The organism is Mesorhizobium sp. NZP2077 (assembly GCF_013170805.1).
Classification (GTDB): domain Bacteria; phylum Pseudomonadota; class Alphaproteobacteria; order Rhizobiales; family Rhizobiaceae; genus Mesorhizobium.
Window position 1 is genome coordinate 2,382,185 of sequence record NZ_CP051293.1, and the last position, 21,148, is coordinate 2,403,332.

The 21,148-nt window shown below is 60.4% G+C and carries 20 protein-coding genes and 2 pseudogenes; 13 read left to right on the top strand and 9 right to left on the bottom strand.

Annotation, left to right across the window (positions count from 1 at the left end; genetic code table 11):
* Positions 1 to 84 precede the first annotated feature (84 nt).
* From HGP13_RS11625 to HGP13_RS11645, 5 genes are all read left to right on the top strand, one after another.
* On the top strand, positions 85 to 279 hold the full coding sequence (locus HGP13_RS11625; RefSeq protein ID WP_342770034.1) for an FAD-dependent oxidoreductase: 195 nt from the start codon (positions 85 to 87) through the stop codon (positions 277 to 279).
* A gap of 93 nt (positions 280 to 372) precedes the next feature.
* Positions 373 to 945 carry an XRE family transcriptional regulator gene (locus tag HGP13_RS11630; RefSeq protein WP_109659072.1) on the top strand — a complete coding sequence of 191 codons (573 nt, stop codon included), beginning with the start codon at positions 373 to 375 and terminating at the stop codon, positions 943 to 945.
* Between the two features lie 73 nt (positions 946 to 1,018).
* Positions 1,019 to 2,221, top strand: coding sequence for a glycine C-acetyltransferase (locus HGP13_RS11635; RefSeq protein WP_109659074.1), 1,203 nt, complete (start codon positions 1,019 to 1,021; stop codon positions 2,219 to 2,221).
* Between the two features lie 20 nt (positions 2,222 to 2,241).
* A complete protein-coding gene (gene tdh / locus HGP13_RS11640) occupies positions 2,242 to 3,270 on the top strand; it encodes an L-threonine 3-dehydrogenase (protein WP_109659076.1) in 1,029 nt (342 codons plus the stop codon).
* Positions 3,271 to 3,327: 57 nt separating this feature from the next.
* Positions 3,328 to 4,974, top strand: coding sequence for a Na/Pi cotransporter family protein (locus HGP13_RS11645; protein WP_109659078.1), 1,647 nt, complete (start codon positions 3,328 to 3,330; stop codon positions 4,972 to 4,974).
* Between the two features lie 35 nt (positions 4,975 to 5,009).
* Here HGP13_RS11645 and HGP13_RS11650 read toward each other — a convergent pair whose 3' ends face one another.
* Positions 5,010 to 5,249, bottom strand: coding sequence for a hypothetical protein (locus tag HGP13_RS11650; protein WP_172225060.1), 240 nt, complete (start codon positions 5,247 to 5,249; stop codon positions 5,010 to 5,012).
* Here HGP13_RS11650 and HGP13_RS37810 point away from each other — a divergent pair.
* The gene (locus HGP13_RS37810) at positions 5,237 to 5,569 is read left to right on the top strand and encodes a hypothetical protein (protein ID WP_245951705.1); all 333 of its coding nucleotides are present in this window, start codon (positions 5,237 to 5,239) and stop codon (positions 5,567 to 5,569) included. The two genes, HGP13_RS11650 and HGP13_RS37810, sit on opposite strands and share 13 nt — an antisense overlap.
* A 603-nt stretch (positions 5,570 to 6,172) precedes the next feature.
* Entirely contained in the window at positions 6,173 to 7,297 is a 1,125-nt protein-coding gene (locus HGP13_RS11660; RefSeq protein WP_172225063.1) for a hypothetical protein, read from the top strand.
* A 17-nt stretch (positions 7,298 to 7,314) separates the two neighbouring features.
* Here the strand turns inward: HGP13_RS11660 and HGP13_RS11665 are convergent.
* The 4 genes and pseudogenes from HGP13_RS11665 to HGP13_RS11680 form a co-directional block, all read right to left on the bottom strand.
* A pseudogene (locus HGP13_RS11665) lies at positions 7,315 to 7,852 on the bottom strand (AAA family ATPase); the annotation flags it as partial.
* Positions 7,853 to 7,897: 45 nt separating this feature from the next.
* The gene (locus HGP13_RS11670) at positions 7,898 to 8,542 is read right to left on the bottom strand and encodes an FMN-binding negative transcriptional regulator (protein WP_109659086.1); all 645 of its coding nucleotides are present in this window, start codon (positions 8,540 to 8,542) and stop codon (positions 7,898 to 7,900) included.
* A 34-nt stretch (positions 8,543 to 8,576) separates the two neighbouring features.
* Positions 8,577 to 9,479, bottom strand: coding sequence for a dihydrodipicolinate synthase family protein (locus HGP13_RS11675; protein WP_172234674.1), 903 nt, complete (start codon positions 9,477 to 9,479; stop codon positions 8,577 to 8,579).
* Between the two features lie 40 nt (positions 9,480 to 9,519).
* Positions 9,520 to 10,755 (bottom strand): PLP-dependent aspartate aminotransferase family protein, encoded by a 1,236-nt coding sequence (locus HGP13_RS11680; RefSeq protein WP_109659090.1) that lies wholly within the window; start codon positions 10,753 to 10,755, stop codon positions 9,520 to 9,522.
* A 73-nt stretch (positions 10,756 to 10,828) separates the two neighbouring features.
* On the opposite strand from HGP13_RS11680, the gene HGP13_RS11685 reads away from it, so the two are divergent.
* The 3 genes from HGP13_RS11685 to HGP13_RS11695 all read left to right on the top strand — a co-directional run bounded on the left by HGP13_RS11685 (position 10,829) and on the right by HGP13_RS11695 (position 14,032).
* Positions 10,829 to 12,367: a PLP-dependent aminotransferase family protein gene (locus tag HGP13_RS11685; RefSeq protein WP_109661192.1), complete on the top strand. Its 1,539-nt coding sequence runs from the start codon at positions 10,829 to 10,831 to the stop codon at positions 12,365 to 12,367.
* Between the two features lie 216 nt (positions 12,368 to 12,583).
* A complete protein-coding gene (locus tag HGP13_RS11690) occupies positions 12,584 to 13,075 on the top strand; it encodes an MOSC domain-containing protein (RefSeq protein ID WP_109659091.1) in 492 nt (163 codons plus the stop codon).
* Between the two features lie 6 nt (positions 13,076 to 13,081).
* The gene (locus HGP13_RS11695) at positions 13,082 to 14,032 is read left to right on the top strand and encodes a PDR/VanB family oxidoreductase (RefSeq protein ID WP_109659093.1); all 951 of its coding nucleotides are present in this window, start codon (positions 13,082 to 13,084) and stop codon (positions 14,030 to 14,032) included.
* 229 nt (positions 14,033 to 14,261) lie between these two features.
* Here HGP13_RS11695 and HGP13_RS11700 read toward each other — a convergent pair whose 3' ends face one another.
* The 3 genes and pseudogenes from HGP13_RS11700 to HGP13_RS11705 form a co-directional block, all read right to left on the bottom strand.
* On the bottom strand, positions 14,262 to 15,473 hold the full coding sequence (locus HGP13_RS11700) for an aminotransferase class I/II-fold pyridoxal phosphate-dependent enzyme (protein WP_172225066.1): 1,212 nt from the start codon (positions 15,471 to 15,473) through the stop codon (positions 14,262 to 14,264).
* A gap of 39 nt (positions 15,474 to 15,512) precedes the next feature.
* Positions 15,513 to 15,629: pseudogene (locus tag HGP13_RS37565) on the bottom strand (nickel permease); the annotation flags it as partial.
* A 105-nt stretch (positions 15,630 to 15,734) separates the two neighbouring features.
* Positions 15,735 to 16,424 (bottom strand): B3/4 domain-containing protein, encoded by a 690-nt coding sequence (locus HGP13_RS11705; RefSeq protein ID WP_172225072.1) that lies wholly within the window; start codon positions 16,422 to 16,424, stop codon positions 15,735 to 15,737.
* A 43-nt stretch (positions 16,425 to 16,467) separates the two neighbouring features.
* On the opposite strand from HGP13_RS11705, the gene HGP13_RS11710 reads away from it, so the two are divergent.
* Complete coding sequence (locus HGP13_RS11710; RefSeq protein ID WP_109661197.1) at positions 16,468 to 17,091, top strand: helix-turn-helix domain-containing protein; 624 nt, start codon at positions 16,468 to 16,470, stop codon at positions 17,089 to 17,091.
* A 209-nt stretch (positions 17,092 to 17,300) separates the two neighbouring features.
* Here the strand turns inward: HGP13_RS11710 and HGP13_RS11715 are convergent, their stop codons facing one another.
* Positions 17,301 to 18,203 (bottom strand): LysR family transcriptional regulator, encoded by a 903-nt coding sequence (locus tag HGP13_RS11715; RefSeq protein ID WP_109659097.1) that lies wholly within the window; start codon positions 18,201 to 18,203, stop codon positions 17,301 to 17,303.
* Positions 18,204 to 18,312: 109 nt separating this feature from the next.
* On the opposite strand from HGP13_RS11715, the gene HGP13_RS11720 reads away from it, so the two are divergent.
* Positions 18,313 to 19,725, top strand: a complete 1,413-nt coding sequence (locus HGP13_RS11720) for a VOC family protein (RefSeq protein WP_109661200.1) — start codon at positions 18,313 to 18,315, stop codon at positions 19,723 to 19,725.
* Positions 19,722 to 21,143: an FAD-binding oxidoreductase gene (locus HGP13_RS11725; protein ID WP_109659099.1), complete on the top strand. Its 1,422-nt coding sequence runs from the start codon at positions 19,722 to 19,724 to the stop codon at positions 21,141 to 21,143. The genes HGP13_RS11720 and HGP13_RS11725 overlap by 4 nt, the downstream gene beginning before the upstream one ends.
* Positions 21,144 to 21,148: the final 5 nt, after the last annotated feature.

The following is a 21,148-nucleotide window of genomic DNA, read 5'->3' on the forward strand; positions in this document are numbered from 1 at the left end:
TTAGGTTGAATACTCACAAACAGGCTTTCCGAATTGGCGAAGCGGTGATTTGGGGCCGGCACTTGGGAGCCTTCTATCCTACCGATTTTCCCAGACGTGGACACCAGCGCCGTTATATCTTGGGCTGGCTGCGCCCTACCGAACATGGTGCCAAGAATCGGTGTCGGGCGCAGTCCCGGCATTTTCTACAACACCGGTCATGGGCACCTAGGGTGGACGCTCTCAGCTGCCGCTGCTCAAATCATTGCGGAGGAGATTTCTGAGCAGCTACCCAAGTAGCGTGTGGCTGACATTCGCTCGAAAGATAAGTGAGCAATCGTGCATCAAGCAGAAGGCCTTTCCGTTATACTGGAAATTGGCTATACGATATGAATGTCAGAATCATCCGCCCCGCCGCTAATTGGTCCAAATGTACAACGCCGACGAAAAGACTCCGGCCTGACGCTTGAGCAGCTGGCGATGCTGTCTGGCGTTTCAAAGTCGATGCTTTCTCAAATCGAACGTGGCCAGGCGAATCCGACATTTGCGGTGCTCTGGGGCCTGACGCGCGCGCTCAAGATCGAGATTTCGGATCTTGTGGAAGGAACCTCAGCTGGTTCGAATACCGACACCGTCGAAGTTATCACGGCGCCTCACACGCCGGAGATCAAGAATGCTGACGGATCATGCCATCTTCGTATTCTGAGTCCGCCCCGCCTAGCGGGCGACACGGAGTGGTATGAGGTCGAGATTGCTCCGGGTGGGTGTCTCGAAAGCTCCGCGCACGCACCACGTGCATTCGAACATCTCACTGCGTTCACCGGAGGCTTCGAGGTCACGAGTGGTGGCGTGACCAAAATCCTCAAGACCGGTGAGACCGCGCGATACCCGGCTGACGTGCCCCATCGGATACGAAATACGTCAAAGACCGCTGCCAAGGGCTTGATGGTTTTGCTCTACAGATAATGAATTTCCACTATCGCTTGACATCATTCCTGTATAATGGATTAATTCCCTTATAACGGAATTTGGTGACGGTGTGGCTGCGACCTTCCTGAGACATTTGAACGAAACCCTCGCGACAATCGAAGCCGAGGGCCTCTACAAACGGGAACGGTTGATCGCCGGTCCCCAGCACGGCCGCATAGATGTGACGTTGCCTGCAGGAACCCGCGACGTTATCAATCTCTGCGCCAACAACTATCTAGGCCTAGCGAACCATCCGGAAATCGTGGCGGCCGCCAAAGTAGGTCTTGATAAATTCGGCTTCGGAATGGCGTCGGTTCGGTTCATCTGCGGCACGCAGACCTTGCATCGCGAGCTTGAACAGACGATCGCACACTACCTAGGCAAGGACGACGCGATCCTGTTTGCCGCTTGCTTCGATGCCAATGGCGGCATTTTCGAGGTACTGCTGGGAGCGGAGGACGCAATCATTTCAGATTCGCTGAACCACGCTTCGATTATCGATGGCGTGCGTCTCAGCAGGGCAAAGCGTTATCGCTTTTTAAACAGCGACATGAACGAGCTTGAGGATCGGCTCAAGGAGGCTGCCGCCGATGGCGCCCGGTTCAAGCTGATCGTCACCGATGGCGTCTTCTCTATGGATGGCTATGTCGCCAACCTGCCGGCGATCTGCGATCTCGCCGAGCGCTATGGCGCGCTCGTCATGGTCGACGATTGCCACGCGACGGGGCACATTGGCGAGGCGGGCCGGGGCACACCGGCGCTGACCGGCGTCGGGCCGCGCGTCGACATTGTGACGGGAACGCTGGGCAAGAGCCTGGGTGGCGCGATGGGTGGTTTTGTTGCGGCTGCGCAGCCGATCATCGATCTGCTTCGCCAGCGCGCCCGGCCCTATCTGTTCTCGAACAGTCTCGCCCCTGCAATCGCAGCCGGTTCGATCAAGGCGATCGAGATCGCAAGGCAGGCCGATGATCGGCGACAGATTCTTTCCTCTCACGCCGTCCGGTTCCGGTCCAAGCTCGCTAGTGCGGGCTTCGAGTTGCTTCCTGGCGAGACGCCAATCATTCCGGTCATGCTCCATGACGCGCGGCTCGCCCAACAGATGGCGGCAGCGCTCGACGAGCGCGGCGTCTATGTCGCGGCCTTCTTCTTTCCCGTCGTTCCCAAGGGCAAGGCCCGGATCAGGACACAGATGTCGGCGGCGCTCACCGAAACGGACGTCGACTTCGCCCTAGATGCCTTCAAGGATGCCGGCGGGGCGATCGGGATAATTTGATGATTGAGAGGGGTATTTTGATGCGAGCGCTTGTCAAGGCAATGGCCGAACCCGGCCTCTGGCTCGATGATCAGCCGGTACCCCCGATCGGACCGGACGACGTCCTGATCAAGATCAACAAGACGGGGATCTGCGGAACCGACATACATATCTATGCTTGGGACGAATGGGCGCGGCGCACGGTTCCCGTCCCCATGGTAGTCGGGCATGAGTATGCCGGCGAGATCGTCGAAACGGGATCAAACGTTCGCAATCTCCCCATCGGCCAGCGTGTCTCGGGCGAGGGCCACGTCATCGGGATGAACAGTCGTGCAGCCCGCGGAGGCCGATTCCATCTCGATCCCGAAACCAAGGGGATCGGCGTCAACATTCCCGGCGCCTTCGCAGAATATCTCAGGCTGCCGGCGTTCAACGTCGTGCCTCTCCCCGACACGATCGACGACGAGATCGGCGCCATCCTCGATCCACTCGGCAATGCGGTCCATACCGCATTGTCCTTCGATCTGGTTGGCGAGGATGTCCTCGTGACCGGTGCCGGTCCGATCGGCATCATGAGTGCGGCGGTGGCCAGGCATGTTGGCGCGCGGCATGTGGTTATCACCGACATCAATCCGATGCGGCTTGCGCTCGCGGCCGAGGTCGCCGACGTCGTGCCGGTCGATGTGTCGAAGGAGGACCTAAGCTCCGTCAAGGCCAAGCTTGGCATGAAGGAAGGCTTCGATATCGGCCTGGAAATGAGCGGCGCACCAGCGGCCTTCGACCAAATGGTCGAGCATCTCGTCATGGGCGGCAAGATCGCAATGCTCGGCATCCCGGCAAGGCCGGCTCCGGTCGACTGGACCAAGGTCGTGTTCAAGATGCTGACGGTCAAGGGCATCTACGGGCGTGAGATGTTCGAGACCTGGCACAAGATGCTGGCGATGCTGCAGAGCGGCCTCGACGTGCGCAAGGTGATCACACATCGCCTGCCTATAAGCGACTACGAGCTTGGCTTCCAAGCCATGCAAAGCGGTAACTCCGGCAAGATCGTGTTGGACTGGAAGCGCTGATGTCAGCGCTTCCAAATTCCGGGATCTCGCCAGTGCATATACGTGGGAAGGACCCCCATGATTGACCTCATCGGCGCAGTTGCACTTCTGCTGTGGGGTATACGCATGGTCAAGACCGGCGTGAGCCGGGCATTTGGCGCCCGACTGCGCCGCTGGATCGCCGCCGCCACTCGCAACCGGCTGATGGCTTTCGGCGTCGGCCTTGCCGCCACCATGGCGTTGCAGAGCAGCACGGCCACCGCGCTCATGACAGCTTCATTCGCCGGCAGCGGCTTCATAAGTTCGGCCATGGCGCAGGCGATCATGCTCGGTGCCAATGTCGGCACCAGCCTGGTCACGCGGATTCTGGCCTTCGACATCCACTGGCTCGCGCCGCTGATGATTGCAGCCGGTGTCGTCATGTTCACGTTCAGCGAAGCCAGGCCGCACAAGGGGATCGCCCGCGCGGTGCTGGGGCTGGGGCTGATGCTGTTGTCGCTTCATCTGCTTGGCCAATCGACCGAGCCGATGCGGCAGTCTGAGGTGCTGCGCGCGCTAATGGCCTCACTGGATGCAGTGCCGGCGCTGGCGGTCGTGGTCGCGGCCGTGCTGCCAATCGCCTCGTCCTCCAGCCTCGCCATCGTCCTTCTCGTTATGTCACTGGCTGCCAGCGGAACGGTTGGACCCGCTCTCGGCATCGCTCTGGTTCTCGGCGCCAATCTTGGCGGCGCTGTCCCTCCTGTGATCGCCACGATGGGAGACGGTCCGCTGGCACGGCGGGTGACCATCGGCAATCTCGCCGTCCGGCTGATTGGCTGCGTGATCGTGTTGCCCTTCGCCGATCAGGCGGCTTCCGCGCTCTCCGGCTTCGCCTTGGAGCCGGCGCAACTCGTTGTCGACGCACACATCGGATTAAACTTGCTGCTCGCTGCAATCATGCTGCCACTACTCGGTGCCGTTTCGTGGGCGATGCGCCGGTTGCTGCCGGAAGTGCCGATTCAGGGCGGTCCTGGCCATCTCGATCAGGCGAGTCTCAGCAATCCAGCAATGGCGCTTGCTGGTGCAGTCCGAGAAACGTTGCGCATCGGCGACAACGTGACGGACATGCTGCAAAAAAATCTGGAAGCGCTGCGTCGGAACGACACCAAGCTCTGCGCCGACATCGCCGCTATGGATGACGAAGTCGATCGCTTGCACGAGCAAGTAAAGCTCTATCTCTCCAACCTCAATCGGACAGATCTCGACGAAGACGAGGCACATCGCTCGGCCGAGATCGTCTCCTACGCCATCAATCTCGAGCACATCGGCGATATCATAGAAAAGAACTTGCATGATCTCGTCGTGAAAAAGATCAGAAACCAGCTGACCTTCTCGGCCCCAGGAGCGGCAGAGATCGAGGAGGTTTACGCAGTCACGATCGCGAACCTGCGCATCGCCCAGAGCATCCTCGTGTCAGGCGACGCAAAGCTCGCCCGCCGGCTGGTCGAGGCGAAAGTCGATATCCGCTATCTCGAGAAGCGGTCAGCGGACAACCATCTTAATCGGCTTCGCGACGGGCAGATCGAAAGTCTCCAGACTAGTGCGCTGCACCTCGACATCCTGCGTGATCTTAAGCGTATCAACGCCCACATAGCGGCGATCGCCTATCCTATTTTGAAAGAAGCTGGTGTTTTGAGTGAGTCTCGTCTGCTCGAGATTGCCAAGCCGGCGGGACGCGCAAGTTGATTGCCGAGCATCACGATCAGCGCACCGGAATCCTGTCAATCCAGGACGACGAGCGACATCGCGTGCTCGCTCGGCATAAAAGCATTGCCACAATCGATCGACGAAATACCAAGAAGGGAGCGTTCTTCGATGCCATCCGAAAAGGTGAATGCTCTTCCGCGATTGGTGCGGCACACTTCGCGGCGGAGAGGTTCACGACGATCACCCACTGCTAGCCCGAGCGAGGTGCGAGCATAGGCACGCAACAATACGAGGAGGTTTGATGTTGCCAGCAAAAGCAGAACGCGTCCTAGGCAATCATCTTGATCGTTTGATCGACGCGATGGAGCTCGCTCGGGATGAGCGCTCGATCAAAACCGCCCTGCAGGAATTCGCCACGAATTCCGGTTTCGAGCATTTTGCCCATTTTCAGCGTGCGCGTATCGGATGGGCGAGCGGTGTCGAACTACCCTCTGAAATGGCAGGAACGTTATGTGTCGAACAACTATGTGACGCTCGATCCGGTCATCGCTCAGGCGAAGCGCCTGATGTGTGGTCCATGAAGCAAATGCAGTCGTCGACCTGCTATCGCGCCGCGTCGTCGGCTGGTCGATGAAGGCCGAGATGACGGCCCAGCTCGTCACCGACGCCCTCATCATGGCGAACTGAAGATCCGGGAAATGCCTGTTCCAGTTAAGCGGCCACTACGGTTGCGGTGTGGTGCGTGAGCAGGTGTCTAGATTCAGGTGCCGTTTGGTACAACCGCGTGTCGACGGTACACTACCTGCTGCGACCAAGGTTATGGGCCGAAATGCAATCGGGGGAGAGGTGTGACTTGGCAAATAATTTGGTTCTGCCTCGACCCGCGTGGCGGGACTATCCTTTGAGCTCAATGCTCGCAAAGGAAAGTTAGGCATTGAGCGCCCGGCACCAGGGCGAAGGTTCGGCACGTCGCGCGGACAGCCACGGGAAGTTGGATTGCATACGCCGCACCGACAGGCCTCGCCATGTCTCGAATTGGGTTTCGGGAGGTCCGCTCATTGCTGTCAAGGCATGAGAAAAGTCGTCCGTCGGCCTCACACCTTTGGCCACCGCCTTGCTTGACCGAGCTGAAAAGATAGCCTTTCTGTGGCAGCCTAAGATAATCGCCTAGACATGGGTAGTGTTAGGAAACATGGCGAGCCTACCTAGAAATGTCCTGGCGATTTTGGCAGTAACAATGGCCTATCGTGTCGCGACGAGCATGGGACCGCTCGCGATCCTCGTCACGCTAGCTGACAAACTCTCACTTGCGGTCGCCTCGTTTGCTCTGACCGGTTGGACCTTTGCGGGTGCCCTCAGCCAACCGCTCTGGATTGCGATCGTAAAGAATATTGGTTGGCGTCCAACGTTTCTGCTATTGGGTATTGTCAGCTTTGCGAGCCATGTCGGGATCGGCATTGTCAGCGGCCCGCTCTCTGCTGTGCTTGTTTCCACGATCGCCGGCGCCTCACTGCCGCCTATCACAGCACAGGCGCGTGCTCTCCTTGCGGGTCTACTCGACGCTGATCGGCGCTCCGTTGCATTTGACGCAGAGGCAGCTTTGGCGAGCTCGGCATTTGTTATTGCGCCCTTGGTCGTAGCCGCCTCGAATTTTGTAGGGCAGCTTGGGCCCACGATTTCTTGCGCGGCGTTACTCGGTTTGGTTTCGCTGACTTTTGCGCACGTCGGGCATGGCATCGAACGTAAATCGGAGCATCCTGACGAAGGTCCGAGGCGGGGCAATACGAATCTCAACTGGCTGACCCAGGCGTTGATTTTCTCAGGAGCCGCAGCCTACGGTATGCTCGCATGCATCGAGGTTGCCGTTGTTGCACGGATTGATGACCGAACGGTAGCGGCGCTGCTTCTAACGGCATGGGCAGGCGCTTCTTTGGTCGGCGGGCTGATGCTCAGTCGTTTTCGAGATATCGAGCGGATTCGCTTGTTGCTCCTTCCGGTTCCATCAGTTGCGAGCATCGCTATGGCAGGCTTGGTGACATCGAACCTGCCTCTCTTTTCCATCATCCTCGTGATGAGTGGACTTGCGGTAGCGCCGACCATTGCTTTTCTGACATCGGAGGTTTCTCGGGTCACCCAGCCCTCTCAACATGCAAAGGCCTATGGCTGGCTACAGGCGGCTTCTTGGCTTGGATCGGCGATCGCTACTGCGGTTGCGGGATCGCTCGCGGACATTTCACTCGCGCTGCTGCTGTTGCTTGCGTCGAGCCTGGCTGTTGCTTCATTCAGTCTGATCTATCTGTGCCGCTGGCTGGCGCCAGCTCGCGCGCCCTTGACGTTTTCTGACGACTACGGCAAGCCCTGAACGCAAGAGGGCCCTGCGTCCTCATAGTCCGGGAAGTCGATGTGGTGCGCGATGCGCGATCGAAATCCCGGGTTGGACTGATAGAAGCGCTCCATCCGGTCCCCATAGCCGGCGAGGATGACGACGAGGTCGTCCCGCTGGTTCTCCATCACCTGCAGGAGGATTTCGATGGCTTCCTGGCCATAGTCGCGCTCGTTGTCGGGACGGTAGAGATAGTAGGCTTCGTCGATGAACAACACGCCCCCCCATCGCCTTCTTCAGCACCTCCTTCGTCTTCGGCGCGGTATGGCCGATATACTGGCCGACGAGGTCGTCGCGCGTTACCGAGACGAGATGGCCCTTGCGCACGTACCCAAGCCGATGGAGCAGATTTGCCATCCTGAGCGCCACCGTCGTCTTGCCGGTGCCTGGATTGCCCGTAAAGCTCATATGCAACGTCGGCGTGTGGGTCGACAGGCCCAGGCGGCTGCGCGCGCGCCCGACCAGCAAGAGCGCCGCCGTCTCGCGGATACGCTGCTTGACCGGCTTGAGACCGGTCAGATCGCGATCAAGCTCCTGCCCTGCCGGGGGAGCCGGCCTCGGAGCTGATGGCTGGGGACTTCAACCCTGTTCGGACTTGCGAGCAGCGGCTGCCAGCATCGCCTGACCGACGCCCGTGTCGCCCCGTGCGACGAGCACTTCGCCAGCATTGCGAATATCGCGCGGCTCTTTGGTCTGGCTCAACTTGGCCTTGCCAACCAGATGCGTAATCTCGATCTCCAGTCCCACGATCTCCTTGACCAGCGTGTCAATAAAGTCTCTCGGCGCATCCCCCATCTTCCATGGGACGGGCTGGATTGACTCATGCCGATGGGTCAGTTTGGCCACGTTCCGACGCACAAAGCGCTCATCGTCGTGAACGGTGATCCGTCCGTGCGCATGTGCGACCAGGTAGTTCCAGGTCGGGACCTGTTTATGGAACTCGTGCTTGCTGGGATACCACTGGGGAGAAATGTAGGCGTCGGCGGCCCGGAACACGACGAGGACCTCATCGCCGCTCGATACGTCCTGCCAGACCGGATTGCTGCGCGCGACGTGACATCGCAGCGTGGCGAATTTTCCTGCCGAGTTGTCGAGCTCGAAGGGGATGTGATTGGCGTCGAGTCCACCTGGTCCATGGGTGATCAGCACACCAAGTGCGGTGTTCTGGATCAGATCAAAAAGAACCTCTCGGCTGGGCTCTTCGTTGTGCAGCGGGACATACATGGTCGGTTCTTTCAATGATCTCGAAGTTCGCGGCTCACGACACGGCAGCTGTTCGCAGACGTGCCAGTGCGTCGGCGACCTGGTGCTTCGCCGCGATGGGAAGCGGCATGATCGGAAGCGGGGGTGCGGCACGGCAGATGTCGAGGACTTCAGCGAGCGTATAGACCACACGAAGGCTCGAATACGTCTTGAAGAGTTCCCATAGCGGGGCCAGCGTGGCGTCGATGCGACGGCCTTGCGCGTGGTCGCCCTGTTGGGCGGCCCTGACGATCCCCATGCAAGGTTCGGGCAAGATGCCGCCCAGCACACTGTACCAGGTGTCGGCGCCGGCAATCATGGCTTGTGTGGCGTTCCAGTCGCCGCTGTAACCGATCGAGAATCCTTTTGGCACGATTTGCCTCTGATCCTGCAGATGGCCCAGGATCGCATCGCCCCCGTCGGTCGGGTTCTTGATGGCCACGATCCCAGGCACCTGCGCCAGACGTGCGACGAGCGCGGGTGTAAAGCGAAAATGCGTCGTTCCAGGATTGTCGTAGATGACGATCGGCAGTCCGCTTCTGCGCGCGACCGACGAGAAATGCTCGAACACCTCGTCATCGGTGAGCGGGGCATAAGAGACGGCTGCGAGCAAGCCTGCGGCCGCGCCGAGGGCCTTTGCGTCTCTTGCGTGTTTTATCGCCTCGTCGGTGCGCAATGCGCCGACCCCTACGATGACCGGGATACCTCCGCCAGTCTCGTCCAGCGCCTCGGAAAGGGTCCGGCGTCGCTGCTGTCGCGACAGATACATGTAAGTGCCGGTGCTGCCAAGAAGCCCGATGGAATCCACCTTTGCTGTGCAAAGCCGTGCAATCAGCTGGCGCAGCGCTGCGGTATCGACCCGCCCGTCACTGTCGGTAGGCGTGATCGGGAAGGCGCAAAGGCCGCTCAAGAAGGCCATGTTCAAGCTCCCATCGTCTGATTGGTTGCGGCGCTCGGCATCAGACCGCGTCCAGCCCCTGCCGCAGATCCGCAATCAGGTCGGCGGCGTCTTCGAGCCCCACCGACAGGCGCATCAGGTCTTCGCCGACACCATCGGCCAGATGCGCATCCTTGCGGATTGCCTTGCGCGCGCGGGCCAGGCTCGCAGGATGATAGATGAGGCTGTCGGCGTCGCCGAGGCTGACTGCACGAGTGATCAGCTTGAGCCGGTTCATCATCTGGCGAGCGCCCTCATAGCCTGCGCGCAGGCCGAAAGCCATTATGCCCGAGCCCTGCGACATCTGTCTGCGCGCGATCACCTGATCGGGATGAGAGTCGAGAAATGGATAGCTTACCCAGGCCACGGCCGGATGCGCTTCGAGTGCCTGCGCGACCGCAAGGGCGGAGGCGCTGTGACGGTCCATACGCAGGGTGAGCGTTTTCAGCCCGCGCAAGATCAGGAACGCTGACATCGGCGAGAGCGCTGCACCGGTAATATAGCGCAAGCCCGTTTCGTGCAGGGTGTGAAGTGTTTTCGCATCACCGAGGATCGCCCCGCCCAGAGCATCGCCGTGGCCATTGATATACTTGGTCAGCGAGTGGATCACGATGTCGGCCCCGTGTTCCAAAGGACGCTGTAGCGCGGGCGAGGCAAAGGTGCTGTCGACCGCGACCTTCACGCCGCGCGCATGGGCGTGTTCGGCAATGGCCGCAATGTCGAGGATGCGGCTCAGCGGGTTGACCGGCGTCTCGAAGAAGACAAGCCTGGTCCTGTCAGTTATGGCGCCTTTGAGATTGCTTGGTACGGATAGATCGACCGCAACGACCTTGATGCCAAACCGCGGCACCGCCTGTTCGACCATGGCGAGCGTGTTGGCATAAAGCGTCTTGTGGACGATGAGTTCGTCGCCTTGCGACAGCAGCGACAGGATCAGCGTGCCGAAAGCCGCCATCCCCGAAGCAACGACCAGCCCGGCTTCGGCTCCTTCGAGATTGGCGAGCCGTTTTTCGAGGATTTCGGTCGTCGGGTTGTATTCGCGTGCGTAAAGCCTTCCGCCAAGCGCTGCCGCGGCCTCGTTTGCTTCCACACTTTCGAACCCATAGGTCGAGGTCAGAAACACCGGCGGCTGAACGGCATTGGAAAAGCCCGCCGGATCATAGCCATGGTGGATGGCCCGGGTGGCGAATGCGAAATCGGCATCGTGAGGGGACGGCGTCGGTGCCCCGGTTTCGGATTGGTCTGTGGTGCGGGGCATCGATGTTTTGAAATCCTTTTGGTTCTTAAGAAGATTGCCGGCAAACTGGCTTGGATGTAACGTCCAGTTGGCGATGAAACAAATGGTCCAGTCTTCCAGTGCCGTGTCGACGGGTCACGCGCCGGGTCTGGGCGCGCGCCAGATCTACGAAGCGCTTCGCGAGCAGATCTTGAGCGGTGTCTATGAAACCGGCAGTCAGCTGCCGTCGTCTCGCGGCCTCGCAAATGACCTCGGCGTTTCGCGAACGACCGTCACCGTCGCCTACGAGCAGCTGGCCGCGGAAGGCTTCATTGAGGTCAACCAAGGCGCACGGCCTCGCGTTGCTGCTTCCCTGGTTCCTCGCGAGGCCAGCAGCGCGGCCCCAAAACGGACTGGCCCGGTCCATCTTTCCAGCTACGGCGAGCGACTGCGTGGCAGCCCGCCATGGCCCGATTATCTGCCCAACCGGTTGAAGGTCGATTTCCGTTATGGCGACCTTGCGCCATCTGATTTCCCGGCGCTGACTTGGAAGCGCGCAATGAACGCGGCAATGTCACAACGGCCAGGAAGGCTGGCCTATGACGATCCACGCGGGTCGCCTCGCTTGCGCCAGGCTCTGCAGGGATATTTGTGGCGGGCTCGAACGCTAAGCTGCGAGGTCGAGCAGATCCTCGTCGTAAGCGGATCGCAGCAGGGTCTCGATATGTGCGCCCGCTTGCTGCTTGATCCTTCAGACAACTTCGTCATCGAGGACCCGTGCTACAGAATGGCGCGCCAGGTGTTTGCCAGCACAGGGGCGACACCTGTCTCTGTCGCCGTCGATAGCGACGGCATGAAGACGGAGCTTCTTGAAGGGATCACGGCGCGGCTGGCCTATGTGACACCGTCGCATCAGTTCCCACTGGGCGGTGTGTTGCCGATCTCGCGGCGGTATCAGCTCCTCGAATGGTCCCGGCGCAGCGACGCCTACGTGATCGAAGACGACTACGATGGCGAGTACCGCTACGACATTCGTCCGGTTCCCCCTCTGCACAAGCTGGAAGACCGGAGTTCCGTCATCTATCTCGGCACGATCTCCAAGACGCTGTCGCCGATGCTTCGCATCGGCTACCTCGTGGTTCCGCCGGAATTGCAAGGCGTCTTTGCGACGGCCAAGCAGCTTCTTGACAGGCATTGCCCGGTTGCGGAGCAGGAGGCGCTGGCCTCGCTCATTGAGAGCGGCGGATATGAAAGCCACGTGCGCCGTGTCCGCCGTCTCAACGGCGAGCGAAGAGGAACCTTGCTTGCCGCCCTTCGGCGCGCCTTCGCCGACCGCATCGTGATCGAGGGTGCCGACGCCGGGCTGCATGTCGTCGTCTGGTTCAAGGATCTCACTCGGTCATTGGAAGACGTTTTTGTTGACGAGGCGCGACGGGCCGGCGTGGGCGTCCATCCGATATCGCCGCTCTATGCTCACGAAACCGACGAACGCCGCTGCGACCGTATCGGACTGGTGATGGGCTATTCCGCCTTGACCATCCGGCAGATCGAGAACGGTGTCCGGCTGCTCGCCGGCGTTGTCCAACGGGTAAGCAAGGGCTTGCCCGCTCAGTTGAGCAACAAGCTCGGCAGGGATGACAGCGACAGCGCCTGACCGGCGCTGCCGCCGAACCCAACACGGTATCGTCCACTGGATTAGCAAGACTCGGCAAAACTGGCTCTGTCTGTCGGGCCAGTGTCCGGGCACAGCGTGATGCCGGCAACGCTATCCCTGGAGCGTGGAAGCAAACATGGCAAACGCACATCTCGATCAGATCCTCGCATCCGGCCGGAAGCTGGGCGCCGCGATGGCGGTCTTGGAGGGCGAAGCATGACGTGGAATGGAACGCTGCTCCACATCCACGTCGCGCCGGCGGCCTCCTACGAGATGGAGGAATTGACCCAGGCACAGCTTGTTCCTGGTCGCGGCATCGTGGGAGATCGATATTTTCTGGGAACGGGAACTTACTCCCCGAAATTGGACGTTCGCGAGGTGACGCTGATCGAGGTCGAAGTCCTGGACGCGATCGCCGCAGGTGAGCCAAAGATCCCGGGCTTCAAAGCGAGGCTCGAGCCGGAAGACCATCGACGAAACTTGACCACCCGGGGCGTGCCGCTCGGCCACCTCGTAGGCAAGCGTTTCCGCGTTGGCGAGACCGTGCTGCGGGCCGCGCGGATGAACTTCCCCTGCAAGTACATCGAAGAGCTGCTTGGCATTCCCGGCCTCTACGAGGGTCTGTTGAACCGTTCCGGTCTGAATTGTGCAATCGAGATCGGCGGCGTGATCCGCCCCGGCGATCCGATCCTTCCAATGTATGAGTGAACCTGCATGGCCGCGCCCCGTATCATCATGAAGTTGACCGTAACCGCCATCCGCAAGGAGCCCGGCGACGTCCTCGTCATCGATTTGAAGCACCCGCGCAAACCGTTGCTGCCGCCGTTCGAACCTGGTTCCCATGTGGATGTCCATTTGGCCGACGGGAAGGTGCGCCAGTATTCGCTTTGCGGCGACCCGGGCGATTTGAGCCGCTACACGATTGCGGTGAAGTTCGAGCAGACAGGCCGCGGCGGATCGAGCTGGATCCACCAGACTGTTTGCCCTGGATTCACACTGCCGGTCTCCGCTCCGCGCAATCATTTCCCCCTCGGCAAAAGTGGTGGGCCGGCCCTGCTTTTGGCGGGAGGTATCGGGATCACGCCGATCCTGGCAATGGCGCGGGCGCTGGAGAGGCGGGGCAGACGGTACGAACTGCACTACTTCACGCGTGCCAGAGCGCTTACGCCGCTCTTGTCGGAAATTCAAAGCGCCCTCGACCCAGCCAATGTGCGGCTGCATTTCGACGATGAGCCCGAAACCCGGCAGGATCTTCAAACCTTGCTGTCGACGCGTTCGTCCGACCCACAGCTCTACTATTGCGGGCCACCTGGTTTCAGGGCTGCCGTCGACCGGGCAAGCGCCCACTGGCCGGCAGGCACGGTGCATTTCGAGGCTTTTCAGCCGCCCGAGCACGATGCTGCACCACCCGAACCTTTCACGATCACACTGCGCGATGGGACATCGGTCCCCGTCGCAGCCGATACGACCGCGCTCGCAGCACTGCGAGGGGCGGGCGTGCTGCTCATGGCTTCGTGCGAGAACGGCGTTTGCGGAACCTGTGAATGCGGAATGCTGGAAGGCCAGCCGATCCACCGCGATGCTGTTCTGACTAGGCAGGCCCGGGACAGCCGGTTTATCCCGTGCGTGTCTCGCGCGAAAGGTGTGCTCAGGCTCGATCTTTGAGTGAGCGGCCACATCGATCGGCAGTGCGAACGTTTTGGGATCTCCGTCCGACCTCTTCATAAAATACGCCCAGACGATCTCAAGCAGGCCGGCGCCGAACAGAATTATCCAGTGCATGGTATCCTCCTGGCGGACTGCTGATCCGCCGCGCGGGGCGCGTTGAAGAGAAGCGATGTGAATTGCCCGCGAGGGGCAATTCACCTGAGACGATCCAGAGCTTCGATGACTCTCAGGATGCGCCGAACGTCTCATCAAGCGCGTGTCTGATGTCGGCGATCAGATCCTCGGTGTCCTCGAGGCCGATCGAAAGACGCAGATGCCCATACTTCTGGAAGCTCGCCGGGTAACGATCGGATCCGCCACGGCCGCTGCCGCCGACATGCACGATCAGGGTTTCGTCGTGACCAAGCGAAACGGCGGAAGTGATTACCTTCAGATTGGCAACGAACCGGTTCTGCGTGTCGGGATCGCCTTCGACCGCGAAAGCCATGACCGCGCCGTAGCCCTTGCCGGCGAACTGGCTTTTCGCCAGCGCGTGCTGGTCATGGTTCTCGAGCCCGGGATAGGTGACGTAGGCGACGCGCTTGTCTGTCGACAGATAGTGGGCGACGGCCTCGGCCGATGCGTACTGCTGCTTCAGGCGCAGGGGTAGCGTGACCGAGCCGCGCACGATCAGCCAGGCGTTGAATGGCGATATCGTCCCGCCAAGGTCGACAAGCGCGTCTGCCTTGATGTGATGGACGAGCTCCTTGGAGCCGATCACCACGCCGCCCATCGCGTCGCCATGGCCGTTGATGTACTTGGTCAGCGAATGGATAACGAGGTCTGCGCCCAAGGTTAGCGGCCGGAAGAAGGGGGGAGGGGTGAAGGTCGAGTCGACCGACAACAGCGTGCCAGCTTGCTTGGCGACCGACACCAGCGTTGCGATATCGGCAACCTTTGTAGTCGGGTTTGCAATCGTTTCGGTGTGGATCAGTTTGGTGTTCGGCCGCACGGCGGCTCTGACGGCCTCCATGTCGTCCATGTCGACGAAGGTGGCTTCAATCTTGTAGCGCTGCGGCAGGAGTTCGGAAAAGAGCCGCCAAACCGCCTCGTAGGTGACGTCGCCGACGATCACATGGTCTCCGCTTTTCAGGAAAGTGAAGAATACGGCATGTAGGGCGGCAACGCCGGTCGCGAAGACGGCGGCATCCTGGCCGCCTTCCAGCGCGGCAAGCTTGCGCTGCAGGCAGATCTGATTGTGGCCCGAATTGCGCGTGTAGGACGGTGTCTCGGTATCGGACCAGTCCATCGTGGAAGGGTCTTCAGGAAGGAGATAGGAATTGGCCATGACGATCGGCGTGCGGATCGCTCCGGACGTCTTGTCGATCTCATTGCCGCCATGCACCGACAGCGTATTGAAGGAGAGCGTGGACAGTTCGTGTTTGTCTGGTCTCGACATTGTTGGCCTCTGCTTTTTGGGTTGATTGCTCAAGTGCGGCTAACGTCGAACCGGCACCGCGTTTTCCAGCTTCTGGAAGACCTGCGTGATGACAAAGGTCAGGCCGATGTAAAACACCGTTACCAGGAGGAGGGGCTCGTAGACCGGGAGCATATCCTAGGGCGCCCGCTCCTGCGCAGGCGGCGGAATCATTTCGCGGCTGGTCAGTGGAAGGAGCCGTTCGCACAAACCGCCGCTTGTGCGACATCGAGACATCGCAAGTCACGTCCACTGGCTGATTTTCTGTTTATAGACCTCACACCCTGGCGCCAGCTCGATTAGACCGCTCACGAGCATCTTGCCCGCCTCCTCGAGCGCTTCCTCCGGCATCGTTGCCAAGCTTTCCAAAATGAACCACATCCGGCCGCCCACGGTTTCCAAGCGGGTGCGCGTGCCCTGCCGCCAATTCCAGCGCCGACATGTAGCGCCCACGTCGTCGCGCCAGATGACTTCCCCCTTGGATGGGCTTTCGACGATCGCATCGCCATTCGCAAAAGTGTCGAAAGGCTCCGTTCCGTCGGCAACCGTCAGCCGCGGACTTCCAACATACGCATCGAAGTTTTCACCCCCTACCGGTACTGCGAAACGCAGGCTCACTGCGTTGTAAAGGTCGACGACGGGGTTGATCGATGGAATGCAGCCATCCTTCTCCACACGTCTCTTCAATGCCTGCGCGGAGCACGGCGTCCGGTTTGGCTTTGCTCCGAACCGGCTGTATACGTCACCCCAGCTGGCCAGGTGCGCATCCCTCCACTCCGGACCACCAGAGCACACGTAATCGCAAGCGCTCAACAAGATGTTGGGATCAACTCGTCCCTTCTTTGTGCCGTTGGCATCAACAAGAATGCTGATCGCCCGGAAGTCCGGTGCGATGCCCGCAATTTCTTTGTCGACCACTGGAAAATCCAACACGGCCTCTAGCTCCCATTGACCAATTTAGTCTATGCTAACGACTATGAGTAAGAAAGTCAATATATCGACCGAAGCGGTCGCTGACGTTGAGCGTGTCAGCGCCACTGTGTCTCAAAACCTCAAATCGTTCAGGCGGCAAAACGGTCTGACACTCGATCAGCTGTCCCAAAAATCCGGTGTTAGCAAAGGCATGCTTGTCGAGATTGAAAAAGGGACCGCTAATCCCAGCATCGCGACGCTTTGCCGTGCAGCAACTGCGCTAGGTGTGTCGGTGGCCGACTTCGTCGGAGTGGCCGTCAGCGTGCCGGTACGTATCGTTCCACCGCAGGACGCTTCCACCCTTTGGCGCGGTCCCAAGGGAGGCAGCGCCACGCTCCTGGTTGGAACGCAAGGACCCGACGAGATCGAACTCTGGCGCTGGACACTGTTTCCCGGCGAGACATTCGAATCCCCTGGGCATTCGCCGGGAACACTCGAACTGCTGAATGTGGAGGCTGGCGAACTGACCCTGAAATTGGGCGACAGCGATCATCTCGTTCCAGCGGGTTCATCCGTGCTGGCTCGTACAGAAGACAAACACGCCTACGTGAACAGTGGCAAGCAGGAACTCCGGTTTGTCATGACCGTGGCGGAGTTGCAGCGGCCACGGGTGAGAACGGGTCTCTAGTATTAACATCCTTGGCGCCGTGTCAGGTTCCGCGCAGGTAGAGGTCATTGAACTCGTCGCACAATGTGCCGAGCGACTGTTCCGTGCTCTCTATCCAGGAGGCAAAGCCAAAATCGGCGCGCGTGGCAAAGCCGTAATATGGACTGTTCTATATGACCGCCGGCAGATCGAGGGCGGTGGCCGATGTTTTGCCTGTCGGCAGCAGGGGTTTAGCTCGAATTTGCCACCTGGCGTACCAGCCACGCCGTGAAATTTTGCCCTAGCGGATTTGTACTCTTCGCTTCCGGCATGACGACATAGTAGCTGTTCTCGGTCTGCATCGCCAAATCGAGGACAATACGAAGCTCGCCTGATCTTAGCTCTTGCTCAATGAGGTAGCGCGGAAGAAGTGCAAACCCCATGCCCGCAACCGTCGCCTCGATGATCATTGAAAATTGATCGAAGCGGTGTCCGCGGTAGGCCATTTCGGCCGACACGCCCACCTGCTCGAACCACAGAGCCCAAAGTTTGGGACGCGTTGCGAGATGGAGCAACGGCTTGGTAAGCAGATCTGCGGCGGCGATCTCCTTGCAAGTTGTCAACAGCGCACCGCCTACCACCGGCAGGATCGATTCGCTGCAAAGATAGGTGCATACGCCGCGCGCCCAAACAGGCCGGCCGTAGTGGATGGCTAGGTCGAAATTCTCTTCGTCGAAATCGAACGGCGCCGACCGGGAACCGACGTCGAGGATCGTACCGGGGTAGAGGCGCAGGAAATCAGGCAAGCGCGGACTGAGCCAGCGGCTGCCGAATGTCGGCAAGGTTGCGATGCTCAGGCTCGATTTGGCATCGGCGGACGACATTGCGCGCAGCATCGTCTCTTCGGCTTGCTGCAGCAGCTTCCGCGCCTCCGGCAGGAAGCGCCGCCCGTCTTCGGAAAGCACCACGCGCTGCCGGATACGCTCGAACAGCAGCGCGCCGAGATAGGCTTCCAGATCCTTGACCTGACGGCTGACGGCGCTCTGGGTCAGGTTGAGTTCCCGGCCGGCGCGCGTGAAGCTCGCGTGTCTTGCCGCACATTCGAAGGCCTGGATTGCAACCAGGTCTGGCATCAACTTTCTGCTCAATATCATGCGTATCTCGCATCAACCTAGTTAAAATCGTCGCGATCCGTGCCGGATGAAATCCGATATCACTCTTTTCCGGAATGATCTCATGTTTTCTCAAAAGCGAGACCGCGCCGTGCAAAATGCTGCTTTCGTTGCATCCGATGACGTTCGTTCTGCTTTTTCTGCGGCGATGTCAGCCATGTACCGGACCGAGGTTCCCGCCTACGGCACGCTGATGGAACTGGTCGCCGAGGTGAATACCGAAGTGCTGGATGCCACGCCAGTGCTGCGCCAACGGCTCGAGGCGACGGATTCGCTTGACCGCATCTCGCAAGAGCGGCACGGGGCGATCCGCCTAGGAACGCCGGCCGAACTCTCGATGATGCGGCGCGTGTTCGCGGTGATGGGCATGCATCCGGTCGGCTACTACGACCTCAGCACGGCCGGCGTGCCGGTCCATGCGACTGCGTTTCGTCCGGTTGGTGCCGAAGCGCTCAGCCGCAATCCTTTTCGCGTCTTCACCTCGTTGCTCAGAATCGACCTGATCGGCGACGAGGTTCTGCGGACGGAAGCGGAGGCCATTCTTGCCGGTCGACGGATTTTCACGGACAGCGCCATCCAACTCACCGAAAAGGCCGAGACGCAGGGCGGGCTGGATCAAGCCGATGCGGATCGGTTTGTCGCCGAAATCATCGAGACATTCCGCTGGCACGATCAGGCCTGCGTCAGCATGGAGATGTACCACAGGCTGCACCAGCAGCATCGGCTGGTCGCCGACGTGGTTTCCTTCAAAGGCCCGCATATCAACCACCTGACGCCGCGCACGCTCGATATCGACGCGGTGCAGACGGGCATGCCGTCGCGTGGCATCGAGCCCAAGGCGATCGTCGAGGGTCCGCCCACTCGCCGGTGCCCGATCCTGCTCAGGCAGACATCGTTCAAGGCGCTGGACGAACCGGTCTCGTTCAAGTCAGGCAGCGGCGGTTGGACGGCTGGCTCGCACACGGCGCGTTTCGGCGAGATCGAGCAGCGCGGCGTGGCGCTCACTCCCAAGGGCAGGGCGCTCTACGACAGCCTCCTGGATGCCACGCGCAAAATCATCAGGCCGGCGGCCGACGGGTCAAATGCTACTGATTACGTCGAGGCGTTGTCGCGGACATTCCAGTCGTTTCCCGACACATGGGACAGCATCCGCACTGCTGGCCTTGGCTATTTCACCTATTCGCTGACCGAGCGAGGGCGTCAGGCCGGCAGCGTCCATTTGGAAGGTGTCGATCGGCTGGTGGCGGATGGCTTCGTCCGTTTCGACCCGATCGTCTACGAGGATTTCCTGCCCGTCAGCGCGGCCGGTATCTTCCAGTCCAATCTGGGCGATGAAGCGGGCCAGGATTTCGTCGCCAGTCCCAACCAGAAGCACTTCGAAGCCGCTCTCGGCGCCGGCGTCCTCGATGAATTCGAGCACTATGCGGCGATCGAGCAGGCGTCGATCGACGAGTGCCGACGCGCTCTGCGCGGCGTTCAGGCAGCGGAGAGACAGTCGGCATGATCGGCGAGCGCCACAAGACAGCTTTGGCCGAAATCCTCGGCGCGGACGGGGTTGTTCAGGATTGCGCCAGCCTGGCCGCCTATGAGAATGGCGCGCGCTATGACCGGGGTAGCGCCGCATTGGTGCTGCGCCCTCGCGGCACGGCTGAGGTATCTGCTTGCGTCGCCTACTGCGTTCGTGAGCATATCGAGCTCATCCCGCAGTCGGGCAACACCGGCCTAGTCTCCGGCTCGACGCCGGATACCAGTGGAGCGCAGGTCGTGCTCAGTCTCGACCGGATGACACCGATTTTCGATCTCGATATCGACAACCGCTCGATCCACGTCGACGCTGGAACCAGACTGTCGGACATCAACGGACGGCTCGAGCCCGGCGGCCTTTTCTTCCCGATCGACCTCAGCGCCGATCCGCGGGTGGGTGGCATGCTGGCAACCAACACCGGCGGCTCGCGGTTTCTGAAATATGGCGACGTGCGCAGCAATACACTGGGCTTGAAGGTCGTCCTGGCAGACGAGGCTGGTACCGTGGTCGACCTGCTGTCGGGGCTGCGCAAGAACAATACGGGCGTCGACTGGAAGCAGCTTTTCATCGGGACATCCGGCGCGTTCGGCATTGTCACCGAATGCGTGCTCAATCTGGAGCGTCTGCCGAGGCAGGTCTCGACGGCCTATCTGGTGCCGCGAACCGGCACTGCCGTCATGCCCCTGCTGCGGGCGATGGAAGAGCGTCTCGGATCATATCTGTCGGCTTTCGAAGGCATGTCGGGGAATGCGATTACCGCAACGCTTGCCCATGTTCCGTCGCTGCGCAATCCATTCCAGAATGGCGACGTTCCCAACTATGTCATTCTGGCTGAAGTTTCCCGCAGTTGGCTTCCGCGTGATGACGAGCAGCCGCTCGATGCAGTCCTGGAAACGGTGCTGGCCGAAGTCTGGGGAGCGGAGGACGCGCCGCTCGCCAACGCCTTTGTCGGTCCCGCCCGCGAGATGTGGGCGCTGCGTCACGCCCTGTCGGAAGGCGTCAAACATGCCGGCCGACTGGTCGCTTTCGATCTGTCGTTCCGCAGGGCCGACGTACTGGCGTTCTGCGACTGGATGAAGCTCGAACTGCCCAGCCATTTTCCCGATGTCGCAATCTTCGACTTCGGCCATATCGGCGACGGCGGCGTGCATTTCAATCTGGTCGTCGACGAGGCGCGGGCTGGTCCAGTCGATATCGCCTTCGAACGGCGATTGCGTGATTGGGTCTATTCGATCGCGGTCGATCGTTTCGGCGGCAGCTTCAGCGCCGAGCACGGCGTCGGCCGCAAGAACCAAGCCTATTACGATCTCTATACGCAGAAAAAGCACAAGGACCTTGCCGCTGGCCTGAAGCAACTGACGTCGCCAGGGCGCCTTGGTTCGGTGTGTTTCGGATAAGTCAA

Bases quoted from the DNA above. Each gene is read 5' to 3' on its own strand.
- HGP13_RS11645 (WP_109659078.1), top strand. From the start codon at position 3,328: ATGATTGACCTCATCGGCGCAGTTGCACTTCTGCTGTGGGGTATACGC.
- HGP13_RS11675 (WP_172234674.1), bottom strand. From the start codon at position 9,479: ATGGCCTTCTTGAGCGGCCTTTGCGCCTTCCCGATCACGCCTACCGAC.
- HGP13_RS11710 (WP_109661197.1), top strand. From the start codon at position 16,468: ATGAGTAAGAAAGTCAATATATCGACCGAAGCGGTCGCTGACGTTGAG.
- HGP13_RS11690 (WP_109659091.1), top strand. From the start codon at position 12,584: ATGACGTGGAATGGAACGCTGCTCCACATCCACGTCGCGCCGGCGGCC.
- HGP13_RS37810 (WP_245951705.1), top strand. From the start codon at position 5,237: ATGTTGCCAGCAAAAGCAGAACGCGTCCTAGGCAATCATCTTGATCGT.
- HGP13_RS11670 (WP_109659086.1), bottom strand. From the start codon at position 8,542: ATGTATGTCCCGCTGCACAACGAAGAGCCCAGCCGAGAGGTTCTTTTT.
- HGP13_RS11695 (WP_109659093.1), top strand. From the start codon at position 13,082: ATGGCCGCGCCCCGTATCATCATGAAGTTGACCGTAACCGCCATCCGC.
- HGP13_RS11630 (WP_109659072.1), top strand. From the start codon at position 373: ATGTCAGAATCATCCGCCCCGCCGCTAATTGGTCCAAATGTACAACGC.
- tdh (WP_109659076.1), top strand. From the start codon at position 2,242: ATGCGAGCGCTTGTCAAGGCAATGGCCGAACCCGGCCTCTGGCTCGAT.
- HGP13_RS11685 (WP_109661192.1), top strand. From the start codon at position 10,829: ATGAAACAAATGGTCCAGTCTTCCAGTGCCGTGTCGACGGGTCACGCG.
- HGP13_RS11680 (WP_109659090.1), bottom strand. From the start codon at position 10,755: ATGCCCCGCACCACAGACCAATCCGAAACCGGGGCACCGACGCCGTCC.
- HGP13_RS11700 (WP_172225066.1), bottom strand. From the start codon at position 15,473: ATGTCGAGACCAGACAAACACGAACTGTCCACGCTCTCCTTCAATACG.
- HGP13_RS11715 (WP_109659097.1), bottom strand. From the start codon at position 18,203: ATGATATTGAGCAGAAAGTTGATGCCAGACCTGGTTGCAATCCAGGCC.
- HGP13_RS11725 (WP_109659099.1), top strand. From the start codon at position 19,722: ATGATCGGCGAGCGCCACAAGACAGCTTTGGCCGAAATCCTCGGCGCG.
- HGP13_RS11660 (WP_172225063.1), top strand. From the start codon at position 6,173: ATGGCCTATCGTGTCGCGACGAGCATGGGACCGCTCGCGATCCTCGTC.